This is a genomic window from Kribbella sp. NPDC055110, from assembly GCF_053607525.1.
Window position 1 is genome coordinate 397,007 of the sequence record NZ_JBSGTS010000002.1, and the last position, 12,729, is coordinate 409,735.

16 protein-coding genes are annotated in these 12,729 nt (G+C 67.8%); 5 read left to right on the top strand and 11 right to left on the bottom strand.

Annotated features, from left to right (window positions below; genetic code table 11):
* Positions 1-4: 4 nt before the first annotated feature.
* From ACWF0M_RS04885 to ACWF0M_RS04895, 3 genes are read right to left on the bottom strand one after another with little or no spacing between them, the layout of a single operon-like run.
* Entirely contained in the window at positions 5-424 is a 420-nt protein-coding gene (locus ACWF0M_RS04885) for a globin (protein ID WP_452234274.1), read from the bottom strand.
* Between the two features lie 15 nt (positions 425-439).
* Positions 440-856, bottom strand: coding sequence for an acyl-CoA thioesterase (locus tag ACWF0M_RS04890; RefSeq protein ID WP_452234275.1), 417 nt, complete (start codon positions 854-856; stop codon positions 440-442).
* Positions 856-1,281 carry an acyl-CoA thioesterase gene (locus ACWF0M_RS04895; RefSeq protein WP_452234276.1) on the bottom strand — a complete coding sequence of 142 codons (426 nt, stop codon included), beginning with the start codon at positions 1,279-1,281 and terminating at the stop codon, positions 856-858. The genes ACWF0M_RS04890 and ACWF0M_RS04895 overlap by 1 nt, the downstream gene beginning before the upstream one ends.
* 91 nt (positions 1,282-1,372) lie before the next feature.
* On the opposite strand from ACWF0M_RS04895, the gene ACWF0M_RS04900 reads away from it, so the two are divergent.
* Both ACWF0M_RS04900 and ACWF0M_RS04905 read left to right on the top strand, forming a co-directional pair.
* Positions 1,373-2,131, top strand: coding sequence for an SDR family oxidoreductase (locus tag ACWF0M_RS04900; RefSeq protein WP_452234277.1), 759 nt, complete (start codon positions 1,373-1,375; stop codon positions 2,129-2,131).
* A 12-nt stretch (positions 2,132-2,143) separates the two neighbouring features.
* A complete protein-coding gene (locus tag ACWF0M_RS04905; RefSeq protein WP_452234278.1) occupies positions 2,144-2,599 on the top strand; it encodes a MaoC family dehydratase in 456 nt (151 codons plus the stop codon).
* 59 nt (positions 2,600-2,658) lie between these two features.
* On the opposite strand, the gene ACWF0M_RS04910 is transcribed toward ACWF0M_RS04905, so the two are convergent.
* The 3 genes from ACWF0M_RS04910 to ACWF0M_RS04920 form a co-directional block, all read right to left on the bottom strand.
* On the bottom strand, positions 2,659-3,543 hold the full coding sequence (locus ACWF0M_RS04910; protein WP_452234279.1) for an N-acetyltransferase family protein: 885 nt from the start codon (positions 3,541-3,543) through the stop codon (positions 2,659-2,661).
* 91 nt (positions 3,544-3,634) lie between these two features.
* Positions 3,635-4,537: a GNAT family N-acetyltransferase gene (locus ACWF0M_RS04915; protein ID WP_452234280.1), complete on the bottom strand. Its 903-nt coding sequence runs from the start codon at positions 4,535-4,537 to the stop codon at positions 3,635-3,637.
* Positions 4,538-4,731: 194 nt separating this feature from the next.
* Positions 4,732-5,703: a helix-turn-helix transcriptional regulator gene (locus tag ACWF0M_RS04920; RefSeq protein WP_452234281.1), complete on the bottom strand. Its 972-nt coding sequence runs from the start codon at positions 5,701-5,703 to the stop codon at positions 4,732-4,734.
* Positions 5,704-5,757: 54 nt separating this feature from the next.
* On the opposite strand from ACWF0M_RS04920, the gene ACWF0M_RS04925 reads away from it, so the two are divergent.
* Positions 5,758-6,324, top strand: a complete 567-nt coding sequence (locus ACWF0M_RS04925; RefSeq protein WP_452234282.1) for a TIGR03086 family metal-binding protein — start codon at positions 5,758-5,760, stop codon at positions 6,322-6,324.
* A gap of 9 nt (positions 6,325-6,333) precedes the next feature.
* On the opposite strand, the gene ACWF0M_RS04930 is transcribed toward ACWF0M_RS04925, so the two are convergent.
* From ACWF0M_RS04930 to ACWF0M_RS04940, 3 genes are read right to left on the bottom strand one after another with little or no spacing between them, the layout of a single operon-like run.
* Entirely contained in the window at positions 6,334-7,086 is a 753-nt protein-coding gene (locus tag ACWF0M_RS04930) for an SDR family oxidoreductase (protein WP_452234283.1), read from the bottom strand.
* Positions 7,086-8,306: an acetyl-CoA C-acetyltransferase gene (locus tag ACWF0M_RS04935; RefSeq protein ID WP_452234284.1), complete on the bottom strand. Its 1,221-nt coding sequence runs from the start codon at positions 8,304-8,306 to the stop codon at positions 7,086-7,088. Before ACWF0M_RS04935 ends, ACWF0M_RS04930 begins: the two co-directional genes overlap by 1 nt.
* 13 nt (positions 8,307-8,319) lie before the next feature.
* Positions 8,320-9,465, bottom strand: a complete 1,146-nt coding sequence (locus ACWF0M_RS04940; protein WP_452234285.1) for an acyl-CoA dehydrogenase family protein — start codon at positions 9,463-9,465, stop codon at positions 8,320-8,322.
* A gap of 74 nt (positions 9,466-9,539) precedes the next feature.
* Between ACWF0M_RS04940 and ACWF0M_RS04945 the strand changes: the two genes are divergently transcribed.
* Positions 9,540-10,139 (top strand): TetR family transcriptional regulator, encoded by a 600-nt coding sequence (locus tag ACWF0M_RS04945; protein ID WP_452234286.1) that lies wholly within the window; start codon positions 9,540-9,542, stop codon positions 10,137-10,139.
* 38 nt (positions 10,140-10,177) lie between these two features.
* Here the strand turns inward: ACWF0M_RS04945 and ACWF0M_RS04950 are convergent, their stop codons facing one another.
* On the bottom strand, positions 10,178-10,747 hold the full coding sequence (locus tag ACWF0M_RS04950; protein WP_452234287.1) for a YceI family protein: 570 nt from the start codon (positions 10,745-10,747) through the stop codon (positions 10,178-10,180).
* A 152-nt stretch (positions 10,748-10,899) separates the two neighbouring features.
* Between ACWF0M_RS04950 and ACWF0M_RS04955 the strand changes: the two genes are divergently transcribed.
* Complete coding sequence (locus ACWF0M_RS04955) at positions 10,900-11,358, top strand: MarR family winged helix-turn-helix transcriptional regulator (protein WP_131343961.1); 459 nt, start codon at positions 10,900-10,902, stop codon at positions 11,356-11,358.
* On the opposite strand, the gene ACWF0M_RS04960 is transcribed toward ACWF0M_RS04955, so the two are convergent.
* Positions 11,355-12,722, bottom strand: a complete 1,368-nt coding sequence (locus ACWF0M_RS04960; protein WP_452234288.1) for an FAD-dependent oxidoreductase — start codon at positions 12,720-12,722, stop codon at positions 11,355-11,357. The genes ACWF0M_RS04955 and ACWF0M_RS04960 overlap by 4 nt on opposite strands.
* Positions 12,723-12,729 lie beyond the last annotated feature (7 nt).

The following is a 12,729-nucleotide window of genomic DNA, read 5'->3' on the forward strand; positions in this document are numbered from 1 at the left end:
GGGTTCAGCGGCCGGACACGTCGAGTGCGCCCGGGTACTGCGGTTCGTCGGTGTTCACCATGCTGTGCGCGGCCATCACCATGTAACGCCAGATCTCCTCGTCCCGCTCCGGGGACAGGGCAATCTCGTCGAGTGCGGCCCGCATGTGGCCGAGCCACCGGTCCCGTGCGCTCGGGGTGACGGCGAACGGGGCGTGCCGCATCCGCAGCCGGGGGTGCCCGCGCTGCTCGGAGTACGTCTTGGGGCCGCCCCAGTACTGCTCCAGGAACATCCGGAAGCGCACCTCGGCCGGGCCGAGATCCTCCTCCGGGTACAGCGCCCGCAGCTCGGGGTCGGCGGCAACACCGCGGTAGAACGCTGCCACCAATCGGTGGAAGGTGTCCGCCCCACCGACGGCGTCGTAGAAGCTCTGCTGCTCAGTCATGTCCGCTCTAGTCTCTCAAGGCGTCACAACGTGCTTGAGCAGGGCTGCCCGTTCGACGTCGCCTAGGGCTCGTTTCGCGTGCGTCGTACCGTCCACGGCGACGATCACCGACTCCGCCTTCGCGTACACGTCGTCGGACTCACCACTGCGGTCGACTATCCGCGAGCCGAGCGTGTACGACGACGTACCGACGGACGCGATCCACACATCCACGTCGTACGGCGGGTGCCGTAGCAGGATCGGCCGCAGGTAGTCGACGGTCTGGCTGACCAGCACGCACGGGTACTGCGCGAAGAAGTCGCCTGTGGTCTCCATGACCTGCCCGAGGAACGCGATCCGGGCCTCCTGCAGGTAGTCGAAGTACCGCACGTTGTTCACGTGGTCGTACGAGTCGATGTCCGACCACCGGACCAGCACCGGGTGTGTGTACATCAGGCGCCCACCAGCTTCTGCAGGGCCTCGCGCTCGACCGGGCTGATCCGGCGCAGGCGGTTGGCCGCGAAGTCGAACGGGACCAGCTTGGTCTTCGCCTCGACATAGGTACGGCGTTCCGGTTCGGCGTCGAGGATCTCGTAGTCGACCGTGAACGACGCGGCCCGGATCTCGCTGATCCAGAGCTCGATCCGCACCGGTTCGGGCCGGAAGTGCAGCGGCGCGCGGTACTGCACTTCGTGCCGGGCCACCAGCAGGCCGGTGTCGAGGGTGTCGGCGCCGAGCTCCTTGGCGGTCCGGAACAGGAAATCGACGCGGGCGTCCTGGAGATAGTCGACGTACCGGCCGTTGTTGACGTGGCCGAGCGCGTCCATGTCTCCCCAGCGCAGCGGGCAGTGGTAGACGTGGCGGTTGTGATGATCCACACGACGATCATGTCATCCGGGGCACTTCCCCGGTGACTGACCGTGGGTAATGTCATCCCCAGGCAGACCAGTGCATCGATTGGAGTGGTTGATGAGCGAGCAGCAGCGGGTGGCGATCGTGACCGGGGCGGCCCGGGGTATCGGCGCGGCCGTCGCGCAGCGGCTCGCGGCGGACGGCAACGCCGTCGCGGTCATCGACCTCGACGAGGGCGCCTGCGAGGCGACCGTGAAGGCGATCACCGGGGCCGGCGGCAAGGCGATCGGCGTCGGCGCCGACGTCAGCAAGTCCGACCAGGTCGCGGCCGCGGTCGAGCGGGTGGTCGCGGAGCTCGGCGCGCCGACGATCCTGGTCAACAACGCCGGCGTACTGCGGGACAACCTGCTGTTCAAGATGTCCGAGGACGACTGGGACACGGTCATGTCGGTGCACCTCAAGGGCAGCTTCCTGATGTCGAAGGCCTGCCAGGCGCACATGGTCGAGGCCAAGTACGGACGGCTCGTCTTCCTCTCGTCGACCTCGGCGCTCGGTAACCGCGGCCAGGCGAACTACGCGTCCGCGAAGGCCGGTCTGCAGGGTCTGGCGAAGACGCTCGCGATCGAGCTGGGCAAGTTCGGCGTCACCGCGAACGCGATCGCGCCGGGCTTCATCGAGACCGACATGACCGCGGCCACCGCGGCCCGGGTCGGCGTGGACTTCGAGGAGTTCAAGAAGGCGACCGCGGCAACCATCCCGGTGAACAGGACCGGCAAGCCGGAGGACATCGCCGCCGCGGCGTCGTTCTTCTGCAGCGAGGAGGCCGGCTTCGTGTCCGGCCAGGTCCTGTACGTCGCCGGCGGACCACGGAACTGAGGGGGACCCGACATGCCGCAGACGTTCGACGGCGTCGACGAGGTGGTGCACGCGGTCGGTACGCCGCTCGGCGAGACCGAGTGGCTGGAGATCACCCAGGAGCAGGTGAACCAGTTCGCCGAGGCGACCGGTGACCACCAGTGGATCCATGTCGACGTCGAGCGGGCTGCCAAGGGTCCGTACGGCGGGACGATCGCGCACGGCTACCTGACGTTGAGCCTGATTGCGCGCTTCGGCGAGGAACTGTTCAAGGTCGAGGGTGTGACCGCGAAGCTCAACTACGGCGTCAACAAGGTCCGCTTCCCCGCCCCAGTCCCGGTCGGCAGCCGCGTCCGCGCCGGCGCCTCGATCGCCAACGCGGTGCAGACCCCGGCAGGCATCCAGGTGTCCCTCAACTGGGTGATCGAACTCGAGAACTCCACGAAGCCGGCCTGCGTCGCGGAAACCGTCGTACTGCTCGTCCCCTGACCCGTTACGTCCGAAGAAGTCGCGGGACCTCTGCGCAGTTCTTCGGACGTAACGGTGTGTCAGAGGGGGCAGATCAGCACCGCGTGGGTGGCGATGCGGTGGTAGCCGAGCCAATCGTTGACCGCGAGCATCGGCGCGTTGCCGTCGTAGTTGGCGGTGTAAGCGCCCTCCACACCGGCAGCGGCGGCGCGGCGCAGCGCGGCGGTCTTGACCAGCTTGGCGAGGCCTCGGCCGCGGAACTCCGGCAACGTCGACGTCATCCTCGACCAGATCTTGGTGCCGTCGCCGTGGTTACGGGTGAACGCGATGATCCGGCCCTCGTGCTTGACGGCGACGCTCACGGCGCGCAGCAGGTCCGGTGAGTTCCAGATGTCGGCGAGCCATTCGTCGTACGGCTGGGAGGAGATCTTTGCATCGCCCGGTTTGGTGCGCTGGGCAACCTCGTCGGCGGGGTGCAGCAACCGCGGATCGACCTCGGTGAACGGGACCACTTCCACCTCGCTCGGGACCTCGGGAAGGTCCGGCGCCTTGCGCGGGTCGATGCCCGCGTAGTGCACCTGCCGGGTCTGCCGGTAACCGAACCGCGCCGCCCATTCGACACTGCCCGGGTCTGCGAACACGCGCGCCGAGGTTGCCCCGGCCGCCCGCAGGTCCGCGTGCGTTGCCTCCAGCAAGCTCGTGCCGATACCGCGACCGCGGTACTCCGGCCGGACCAGCACCCGCAGCTCGCCGTCCAGCGGGTCCGATCCGCCGATCAGTCCGCTCGACGCCCAGCCCACCAGGCCACCGTCCTCGACCGCCGCGAACGACCCGCGCCCGACGCCGGCCGGCGTCGCCAGCCGGCGGGTCAATGCACTGCGCGTGATCACCAGATACGGAACGAGTGCATCATGCATCGCCACCGCTGCGTCGACATCCCCCGGACCCGCTGCCCTGATCTCCATCCGAACTCCTTGGGAACTCCAACGACGAAGTCCCCCGGAAGGTAACGTCCTTTCAGGTGCATACCGGAAGGAAACGGATTACAGCTCTGTCTCAGAGGGTTCTGAGCAGGCCCATTTCGGTCTGCACCCGCCGGTAGCCGAGCCAGTTGTTGATGGCAAGCATCGGCCCGTTCTCGTCGTCGTTGGACGTGTACGCCGAAGCGATCCCGGCGGCCGCCGCGCGCCGTAGAGCGATCGACTTCACCAGCTTCGCCAGCCCTCTCCCGCGGTACCCGGGAATCGTGCCGGTCATGCCCGACCACATCCGGTCACCGTGCGTCTCGACCGCGGTGAACGCCGCCATCTCGTCGCCGGCCATCGCCGCGACACTGAGCGACTTGTCCAGCGCCGGACCGTTCCAGATCTCCGCCAGCCACTTGTCGTAGTCGACCGCGTCCAGCGGCGAATCGCTCGGCTCGTCCAGCGAGGCGATCGCGTCGGCCGTGTACGCCGCATGCGGATCAACGCTGTCGAACGCGACGAGTTCGATCCCCTCGGGCGTCTCCGGCTGCTCGGGCAACGACGTCAACTCGACGCCGGAGAAGTGCATCTGCCGCGTCCCGTCGTACCCGAGGTTGCGGGCGAACTCGAGACCGTCGGGCTGTACGAACGTCCGCACCCGGATCGCGCCGACCTCGGTGAGGTGCTGGTGCAGTCGCTCGGCGAGCTCGCTCCCGATGCCCTGCTTGCGGTACTCCGGGTGTACGTAGATGCTCAGGTGGGCCTGACCCGGCTCGCTCGTCCAGACGTCCAGGCCAGCTGACGACCAGGCGACGACCTCGCCGTCGCGTTCGGCGACCAGCGGGAGGAACCGCTCCCCCGGCGACTGGACGGTGAGCATGTGCCGCGTCGCCGCCGGCGACATGACCTTGTACGGCGCCACCACCCCTCGTACCGCTGCCACTGCCTCGGCGTCGTCCGCCACCGCCTGCCGCACTACCGCCCGAGTCGTCATGCTCCCGGACCATAGCCAGCGCGCCGTACCTACGCCACGCATTAAGAGAGACGTGATCGCGCGAGTCCCGTGATTCGGATGTGCACCGAACTCGTATTAGAGTGACGCGGTGCTGTCGGACTGAATGCCCCGACCGCCGGAAGTGCCATCGTGGTTCCACGCGACGGGGTCACCGGCGGCGGGGCGTCCGCATTTCAGCCGTACGTCGTCACCGCGGCCTGGGCCAGCTCCAGCATCCGCGCTCGCAGGTCGGCCGGTTCTAGTACCTCCAGGTCGCCGGCGAATCCGAGCAGTACGCCGGACGCCGCCTCTCGGACCCGGAAGTGCAATCGCAGGTGCGGCCACTCGTCGTCCGACGGCACGTGCCGCGCTACCTCCCCCTTGGCGAGCATCGGTGAGGCGATGCGCCGAATCAGCTCCACCTTCTCCGGCCGTACCCGGACCAGCACGTCGACCCCGACGGGTACCTGCCGCTCGAGACCGGACCGCAGCCGCTCCCACTCGGCACGGACGTCCAACCGGTCAGGCCGTTCCGCCACCTCGTCGAGTACGTCGGCCTGCTCGACCCGCGACACCCGGTACATCCGCGCGGCCCCACGATGCGCCGCAACGAGGTACCACCGCCCCGCCTGCTCGACGAGCCCCCACGGGTCCACGGTTCGTTGCTGAACGCCCTCACTCGCCGACGCGTACCGCAGTCGCACCCGTCTGCGCTTGACGACCGCCTGCCGCAGTACGGGCAACGCACCGGTGTCCTCTACCTCCGCGAACCACCGCCGTCGGTCCACGACGATCGCACCGGACAACGCGTCCGCGTCCCCCTGCAGCTCCACCGGCAACGTCGCGGACAGCTTCCCCATCGCCGAGTGCAGCGCATCCTGCAGCCCCAGCTCCTCCGACAACGCAGCCCGTCCCGACCACGCGAACAGCGCCTGCGCCTCCCGCGGCGTCAGCTCACTCACATCGGCGCGGTACCCGGGCAGCAACACACAACCCCCGTTACGCCCCCGCTCGGAATACACGGGTACGCCGGCCGCGGACAACGCCTCCATGTCACGCATGACCGTCCGCGACGACACCTCCAGCCGCTCGGCAAGGTCCCGCGCACTCAACCGCTCATGCCGCTGCAGCAACAGGATGATCTGCAGCAACCGGTCCGCTCGCATGCCATCAACAATATGCGACAGAAGATGTCGTATATAACCCCTGAAGCTGTCTCCATGACCTACGACCCACGTGCACTGTTCGTCCGCGCCCTCGACCAGACCCAGCAGCTCGTCAACACCACCGGACCCGACGACCTCGACCTACCGACACCTTGCGACGAGTACGACGTCCGCACGCTGCTGGGACACCTGCTGACCGTCGTCGCGCGCATCGACCTCGCTCTGAACGGCGGCGACCCGCTGACCATCCCCGTCGTCACCACCGGACTCGACGACATACCGGCCGCCTGGAAGGAACGCCGGGCGGCACTGGACGACACCGTGACCGACGACGCAGTACTCGGCGTCACCTGCAAGCTGCCGTGGGGCACCCTGCCCGGCGCAGCTGCGATCGCTGCGTACACAGGTGAGCTCACCACGCACTCCTGGGACCTGGCGAAGGCCACCGGGCGTCTCGACCAGCTGGAAGACGCTCTGGCGACACAGGTGCTTCCGATGGTGCGCCAGTCGGTCCCGGCCGAGCAGCGCGGCGGGCATGTGCCGTTCGGCCCGGTAGTACAGGTGCCCGCCGACGCGTCGCCGTACGACCAGCTGGCCGGCTGGCTGGGCCGCCAGCCCTAGCCAGCAGCTCTAAGCGATCCCGCCGTTCAGCATCAGGCCGCCGTCGATGGTGATGGTCTGGCCGGTGATCCACGACGCCTCGTCGGACAACAGGAACCACACCAGCGAGGCGACGTCCTCCGGCCGGCCCAGCCGACCCAGCGGGTACGTCGCGGCCACCTTGTCCTCACGCCCTTCGTAGAGCGCTCCGGCGAACTTGGTCTTCACCACCGCCGGAGCCACGGCGTTCACCCGGATCTCCGGAGCCAGCTCGACGGCCAGCTCCTGCGTGACCCGGGACAGCATCGCCTTGGTCGCGCCGTACCACCCGATGCCCGGCGACGGCCCCAGACCGGCCACCGAGGACAGGTTGACGACGGCCCCGCCGTGGGCGCGCATCCACGCGTCCCGGCAGGCCTTCACCCAGGCGATCGCGGCTAGCACGTTGGTGTCCACCATCTTGGCCGCGACCGTCTGGTCGACGTCCAGCAGCTTCCCGTAGATCGGATTGATGCCAGCGTTGTTCACGAGTAAATCCACCGACCCGTACGTCGCCACCGCCGCGGCCACGGTCGCGCCCCGGTGCGTCGGGTCGGCCGCCTTGCCTGCCACAGCCAGCGCGTGCTTCCGGCCGCCCAACGTCTTGACCGCCTCGTCGAGCGTCTCCTGCGTCCGGCCGGTGATGACGACGCGAGCGCCGTCGGCCACCAAGCGCTGCGCGATCGCCAACCCGATACCGCGGGACGCTCCGGTGACGATCGCCGTTCGGCCGTCCAGGCCCATCAGCTGAGGCGCTCGAGAACGATCGCCATCCCCTGACCGCCGCCGACGCACATCGTCTCGAGGCCGAACTGCTTGTCCTCGAACTGCAGACCGTTGACCAGCGTGGTCATGATCCGCGCACCGGTCGAACCGAACGGGTGGCCGAGCGCGATCGCGCCGCCGTGCACGTTCAGCTTGTCCTCGTCGATGCCGAGCTCCCGCGCCGACCCGATCACCTGGACCGCGAACGCCTCGTTGATCTCGACCAGGTCGATGTCGTTGATGCTCATCCCGGCCCGCGCCAGCGCCTGCTTCGACGCCTCGACCGGACCGAGGCCCATGATCTCCGGCGACAACCCGCTGACACCGGTCGACACGATCCGTGCGAGCGGAGTCAGGCCGAGTTCACGAGCCTTGGTGTCGCTCATGATCACGACCGCGGCCGCACCGTCGTTCAGCGGGCAGCAGTTGCCGGCCGTGACCGTGCCGTCAGGACGGAACACCGGCTTCAGCCCACTCACGCCCTCGAGCGTGGTCCCCGCCCGCGGGCCGTCGTCCTTGCTCACGACAGTGCCGTCCGGCAGCGTCACCGGGACGATCTCGCGCTCGAAGAACCCGTTGCCGATCGCCTTCTCCGCCAGGTTCTGCGAACGTACGCCGAACACGTCCTGCTCGGCCCGGGTGATCCCGCGCAGCGTCGCGACGTTCTCCGCGGTCTGCCCCATCGCGATGTAGATGTCCGGGATCTGCCCGTCCGCGCGCGGGTCGTGCCAGGTGTCGTTGGTCTCTGCGTACTTCTCGGTCCGCGCGACCGCGTCGGTGAAGACCTCGTTGAACGAGCTCGGATCGCCGACCCCGGCCGAGCCGAAGTTCTTGTACCGCGAGACGCACTCGACGCCGGCGCTGACGAAGATGTCGCCCTCACCGGACTTGATCGCGTGGTACGCCATCCGCGCGGTCTGCGTCGACGACGCGCAGAACCGGTTGACCGTCGTCGCCGGCGTGTTGTCCCACCCGAGCTGGACCGCGACCCGGCGGGCCATGTTGCCACCGTGCTCGTCGTGCGGCTCCGCGCAGCCGAGCGCGAGGTCCTCGATCTGGTCGCCGGTCAGCCCGACCTTGTCGACGGCCGCCTTGATCATCTGTACGGCGAGGTCGTCCGGCCGGATCGTGGTCAGCGACCCCTTGTGCGCGCGGCCGATCGGCGAGCGGGCCGTGGACACGATGACTGCTTCAGGCATTGTCAGTTCCCTTTCAGAGGCCCAGATCGCGGCCGATGAGTTCCTTCATGATCTCGTTCGACCCGGCCCAGATCTTGGTCACGCGGGCGTCGCGCCAGGCGCGGGCGACCCGGTACTCGTTCATGTAGCCGTACCCGCCGTGCAGCTGGACGCATGCATCCAGTACTTCGTTCTGCACCTGGGCGCTCCACCACTTGGTCTTGGCGGCATCCACCGCGGACAGCCGGTCCTCGTCGTGCGCGACCACGCCGTTGTCGATGTACGCCTGTGTGACCTCGACCTTGGTGACGAGCTCGGCGAGCAGGAACTTGTTGTACTGGAACGAGCCGACGGACTGCCCGAACGCCTTGCGCTGCTTCACGTACTCGATCGTCTCGTCGAGGATCTGGGTCGCGTGGGCGATGTTCGACACGGCCGCGCCGATCCGCTCCTGGGCCAGCCGCTCCATCATGTGGATGAAGCCGCGGTCGAGCTCGCCGAGCACGTTGTCGTCGCTGACGAACAGGTCCTCGAAGAACAGTTCCGACGTACCGGACTCGGTCTGGCCGACCTTGTCGAGCTTCCGGCCGCGGGCGAAACCCTCCATGCCCTCCTCGACCACGAACAGCGTGATGCCCTTCGCGCCCTTCGACGGGTCGGTGCGGGCGGCGACGATGACGAGATCGGCCATGTCGCCGTTCGTGATGAAGGTCTTCGAGCCGTTCAGCACCCAGCCGCCGTCGGCCTTCTTCGCGGTCGTCTTCAGCGCGGCGAGGTCGGAGCCACCCGACGGCTCGGTCATCCCGATCGCGGCGACGTACTCACCGGAGCAGAACTTGGGCAGCCAGCGCTGCTTCTGCTCCTCCGTGCCGAGGTCCACGAAGTACGGCGCGGCGCAGTCGTAGTGGATGCCGAAGCAGCTCGACAGCGATGCGGAGACCTTCGAGAGCTCCTCGGCGAAGACCTGGTTGAACCGGTAGTCGCCGACACTCGAACCGCCGTACTCCTCCGGCACGTCCAGCCCGAGGAAGCCCTGCTTGCCGGCCTCCAGCCAGGCAGCGCGGTCGATCGTCTTCTCTTCGAGGAACTGGTCCATCCGCGGCACCAGCGAGCGCTCGCAGTACTCCTTCGCGCTGGCTCGGAATGCGTGGTGGTCCTCATTGAAGATGACGCGCTCCATCTAGGCCTCCCCAAGGTGTGAGATGCGTGGCTAAGCGCTTGCTTAGCTTCACGCGTTTGGTGCAAGGTGTCAACGTGTCCGCAGTCACCGATCCCCTGGTGTGGGAGCACGTCCAGCCGGCCGCAGCTCGCCGGCTGCTCACCGGCGCCGTCGACGCGTTCGCGGAGCGCGGCTACCAGGCCACGACGACCCGCGACATCGCATCCCGCGCCGGAATGAGTCCCGCCGCCCTGTACGTGCACTACCCGTCCAAGGAACGCCTGCTCTTCGAGATCAGCCTCTACGGCCACAACGCGGCCCTGGACGTACTGCGTTCCGCCGACACCGGCCCGACACCGGCCGAGCGGCTGCGTTCTCTGGTCGCCGCCTTCACCGCCTGGCACGCGGAGCACCACACGATCGCCCGCGTCGTCCAGTACGAGCTGGTGGCGTTGAGCCCCGAACACCTGGCAGAGGTCGCGACGATCCGCCGCGCCATCTCCGCGCAGATCGAGCAGGTGCTGGCAGACGGCGTACAGGACGGTTCCTTCACCGTCCCTGACCTGCCCGGCACGACCCTCGCCGTACTGTCGCTGTCCATCGACGTAGCCCGGTGGTACACGCCACACCGCGGGGACCCGGCAGCTCTCGGGAAGCTCTACGCAGACCTCGCTCACCGCATGGTCCAGGCATAGCAAAACCCCGCACCACCAGGTGCGGGGTTTGCCGAAGATCAGGCCTGCAGCGCAGCCTGGACGTCGAGGTGGATGTCCACCTTGTCGCCGACCAGGAGCTTGCCGCCCTCGAGCGGCACGTTGAAGTCGATGCCCCACTCCTTGCGGCTGATCGAGGCGGAGGCCTCGAAGCCGATGATGGTCTGGCCGTAGGCGTTCTGCTCGACGCCGAGGAACTCGACTCCGAGCTCGATCGGCTTGGTGACGTCCTTGATGGTCAGGTCGCCGGCCAGGACGTAGTCGTCGCCTTCGGCCTTGATCGCGGTGCTGACGAAGGTCATCTTCGGGCTGTTCTCGACGTCGAAGAAGTCGCCGGAGCGCAGGTGCCCGTCGCGCTGCTCGTTGCGGGTGTGGACCGAGCTCAGCTCGATCGAGACGTTGGTGGTGGACTCCTCGAGGGTGTCCTTGACGACGATCTCGCCGCCGAACTCCTGGAAGGTGCCGCGGACCTTGGTCATCAGGTGGCGGACGGTGAAGCCGATCTCGGTGTGCGCGGTGTCGAGGGCGTACGTGCCGGCGACCAGGCCGGGAATGGTGCTGGTCAGGGTGCCGGTGGTGGTGTCGCTCATGAGGTCCTCTCGGGAAGGTGTACGTACTGGTCGGGGGCGACGCAGCCGGGTCTATAGTTAAAGCTTCAACCGATGACTACGACGGTAGGCAGTAACGGTTTAAATGTCAACTACATTCCCGCTACACTGTTCCCGTGACGATGGAGACTGAGATGGACCGGGGGACTCGGTGGCTGAACGCCGAGCAGCAGGTCGCGTGGCGTGCGTACCTGCTGGGCACCGCACGCCTGATGGCCAAACTCGACGACGACCTGCGCCAGTTCGGCCTCGGTATCAACGACTACGAGATCCTGGTCCGGCTCTCCGAGGCGCCCGACCGGCGGCTCCGGATGGCCGACCTGGCCGACCGGCTGCACCAGAGCCGGTCCCGTCTGACACACACCGTAGGCCGCCTCGAGGCCGCCGAGCTGGTCCGCCGTACGTCGTGCACGAGCGACAAGCGCGGCGTCTGGGCCGAGCTGACCGACGCCGGATTCGCCCTGCTCGAGCAGGCCGCGCCGTACCACGTCGACGGAGTCCGGGAGAACCTGGTCGACCTCGCGAGCCCCGAGGACTTCGCCGCCGTCGGCCGCGTGTTCGACTCCGTCTCCGAGCACATCGGCCAGCGTTAGTCACCGCTGCGGGCGGGTGTGATCTCCAGGGTGAGCTCATCGCGGTTGGCGCCGCGGTAGGTCATCATCTGGTCGCGCATCCGCCGCTTGGCCGGCGGCAGGTGGTTGACCGTGCGCATCGCCGTACGCATGCCCGCCAGCGCGAGCCGGCCGATCCCGGGCTTGTGCAGGGGATCGTCGGATGTCATCTGCGCGCGCGACTTGAGCACCGCGTCGAAGCCGTACTGGATCATTCGGGCCTCGTAGTCGTGCACGGCCGGGACGAGTTCCTGCTTGCCGTCCCGGACGTCGATCAGCTTCCGGCAGAGGTTCACGGCGTCACGCAGCGCGGTGTTCGCGCCGACGCCGCGGCCCGGCGTCATGGTGTGGATCGCGTCACCGAGCAGCGTGACGTTGCTGCTCTCCCACGGGTCGAGCGGGACCGAAGTCCAGATGGTGATCGGGAAGCACGTGCCCGGATCGGTGAGTTCGAACAGCCGGCGCAGGTTCGGATGCCACCCGGGCGTCAGCGCCAGCGCCGTGTCGATCAGCTCCTGACCGCGCAACTCCATGATGTTCGCGGGCAACTTGTCCTTGGCCGCCGACAACCCCCAGTTGATGTAGTCGCGGGTGTTGTCGAACTGCAGTCCCGGCCAGCGCCGGATCAGCTCCTCGGTGTTGCCGCCGATCCCCTCCTTGACGTTCCCGTCGTGGTCCCACTGGAACTCCATCACGTGGATGATGCAGCCGAACCCGCGCGGCGCATTGACCAGCGAGATCCCCTCGAACACCTTCGGCGGCACGAGTTTCGCGCTCTCCGCGGTGATCGGGAGCTTGCCGGCGATCGCCACGATCCCGGTCTCCTCGGTCTTCGCCTGCGGCAGGTACTGACGACGTACCCGGGATCCTGAACCGTCGGCAGCGACCAGGAGATCGCCGGTGGCGCTCGTACCGTCGGCGAAGTACGCCGTCACGCAGTCCTCGTGCTGCTCGAAGCGCGTGAACTCCTTGCCGAACTGCACGATGCCGTCGAGGCCGGTCAGCAGCACCTGACGCAAGGTCATCCGGCTGATCGACTTCTCGCTCTCCACCGGATCGGTCGACTCCGGCAGCTCCATCGAGAGCAGTTCCTTCAGATCCTCGGTCAGCATGTTGAAGTACTTCGGGTCGCGCGCCTTCGTGGCCACGAACGTGTCGTACAGCTCCTTCGGAAGTAGCGCATGCAGCGCCCGGCTGCCGTCCGGGTCGATGCCGACCCGATAGCCGTGCAGCCCGTCGGTCCGCAGCGCGTCGCGCTCGAACACCGACACGTCGATGCCGGCCCGCCGCAGACCGTGCGCCAACGCGAGCCCGCCGGTCCCGCCGCCGATTACCAGTACCTTCATAATCTCT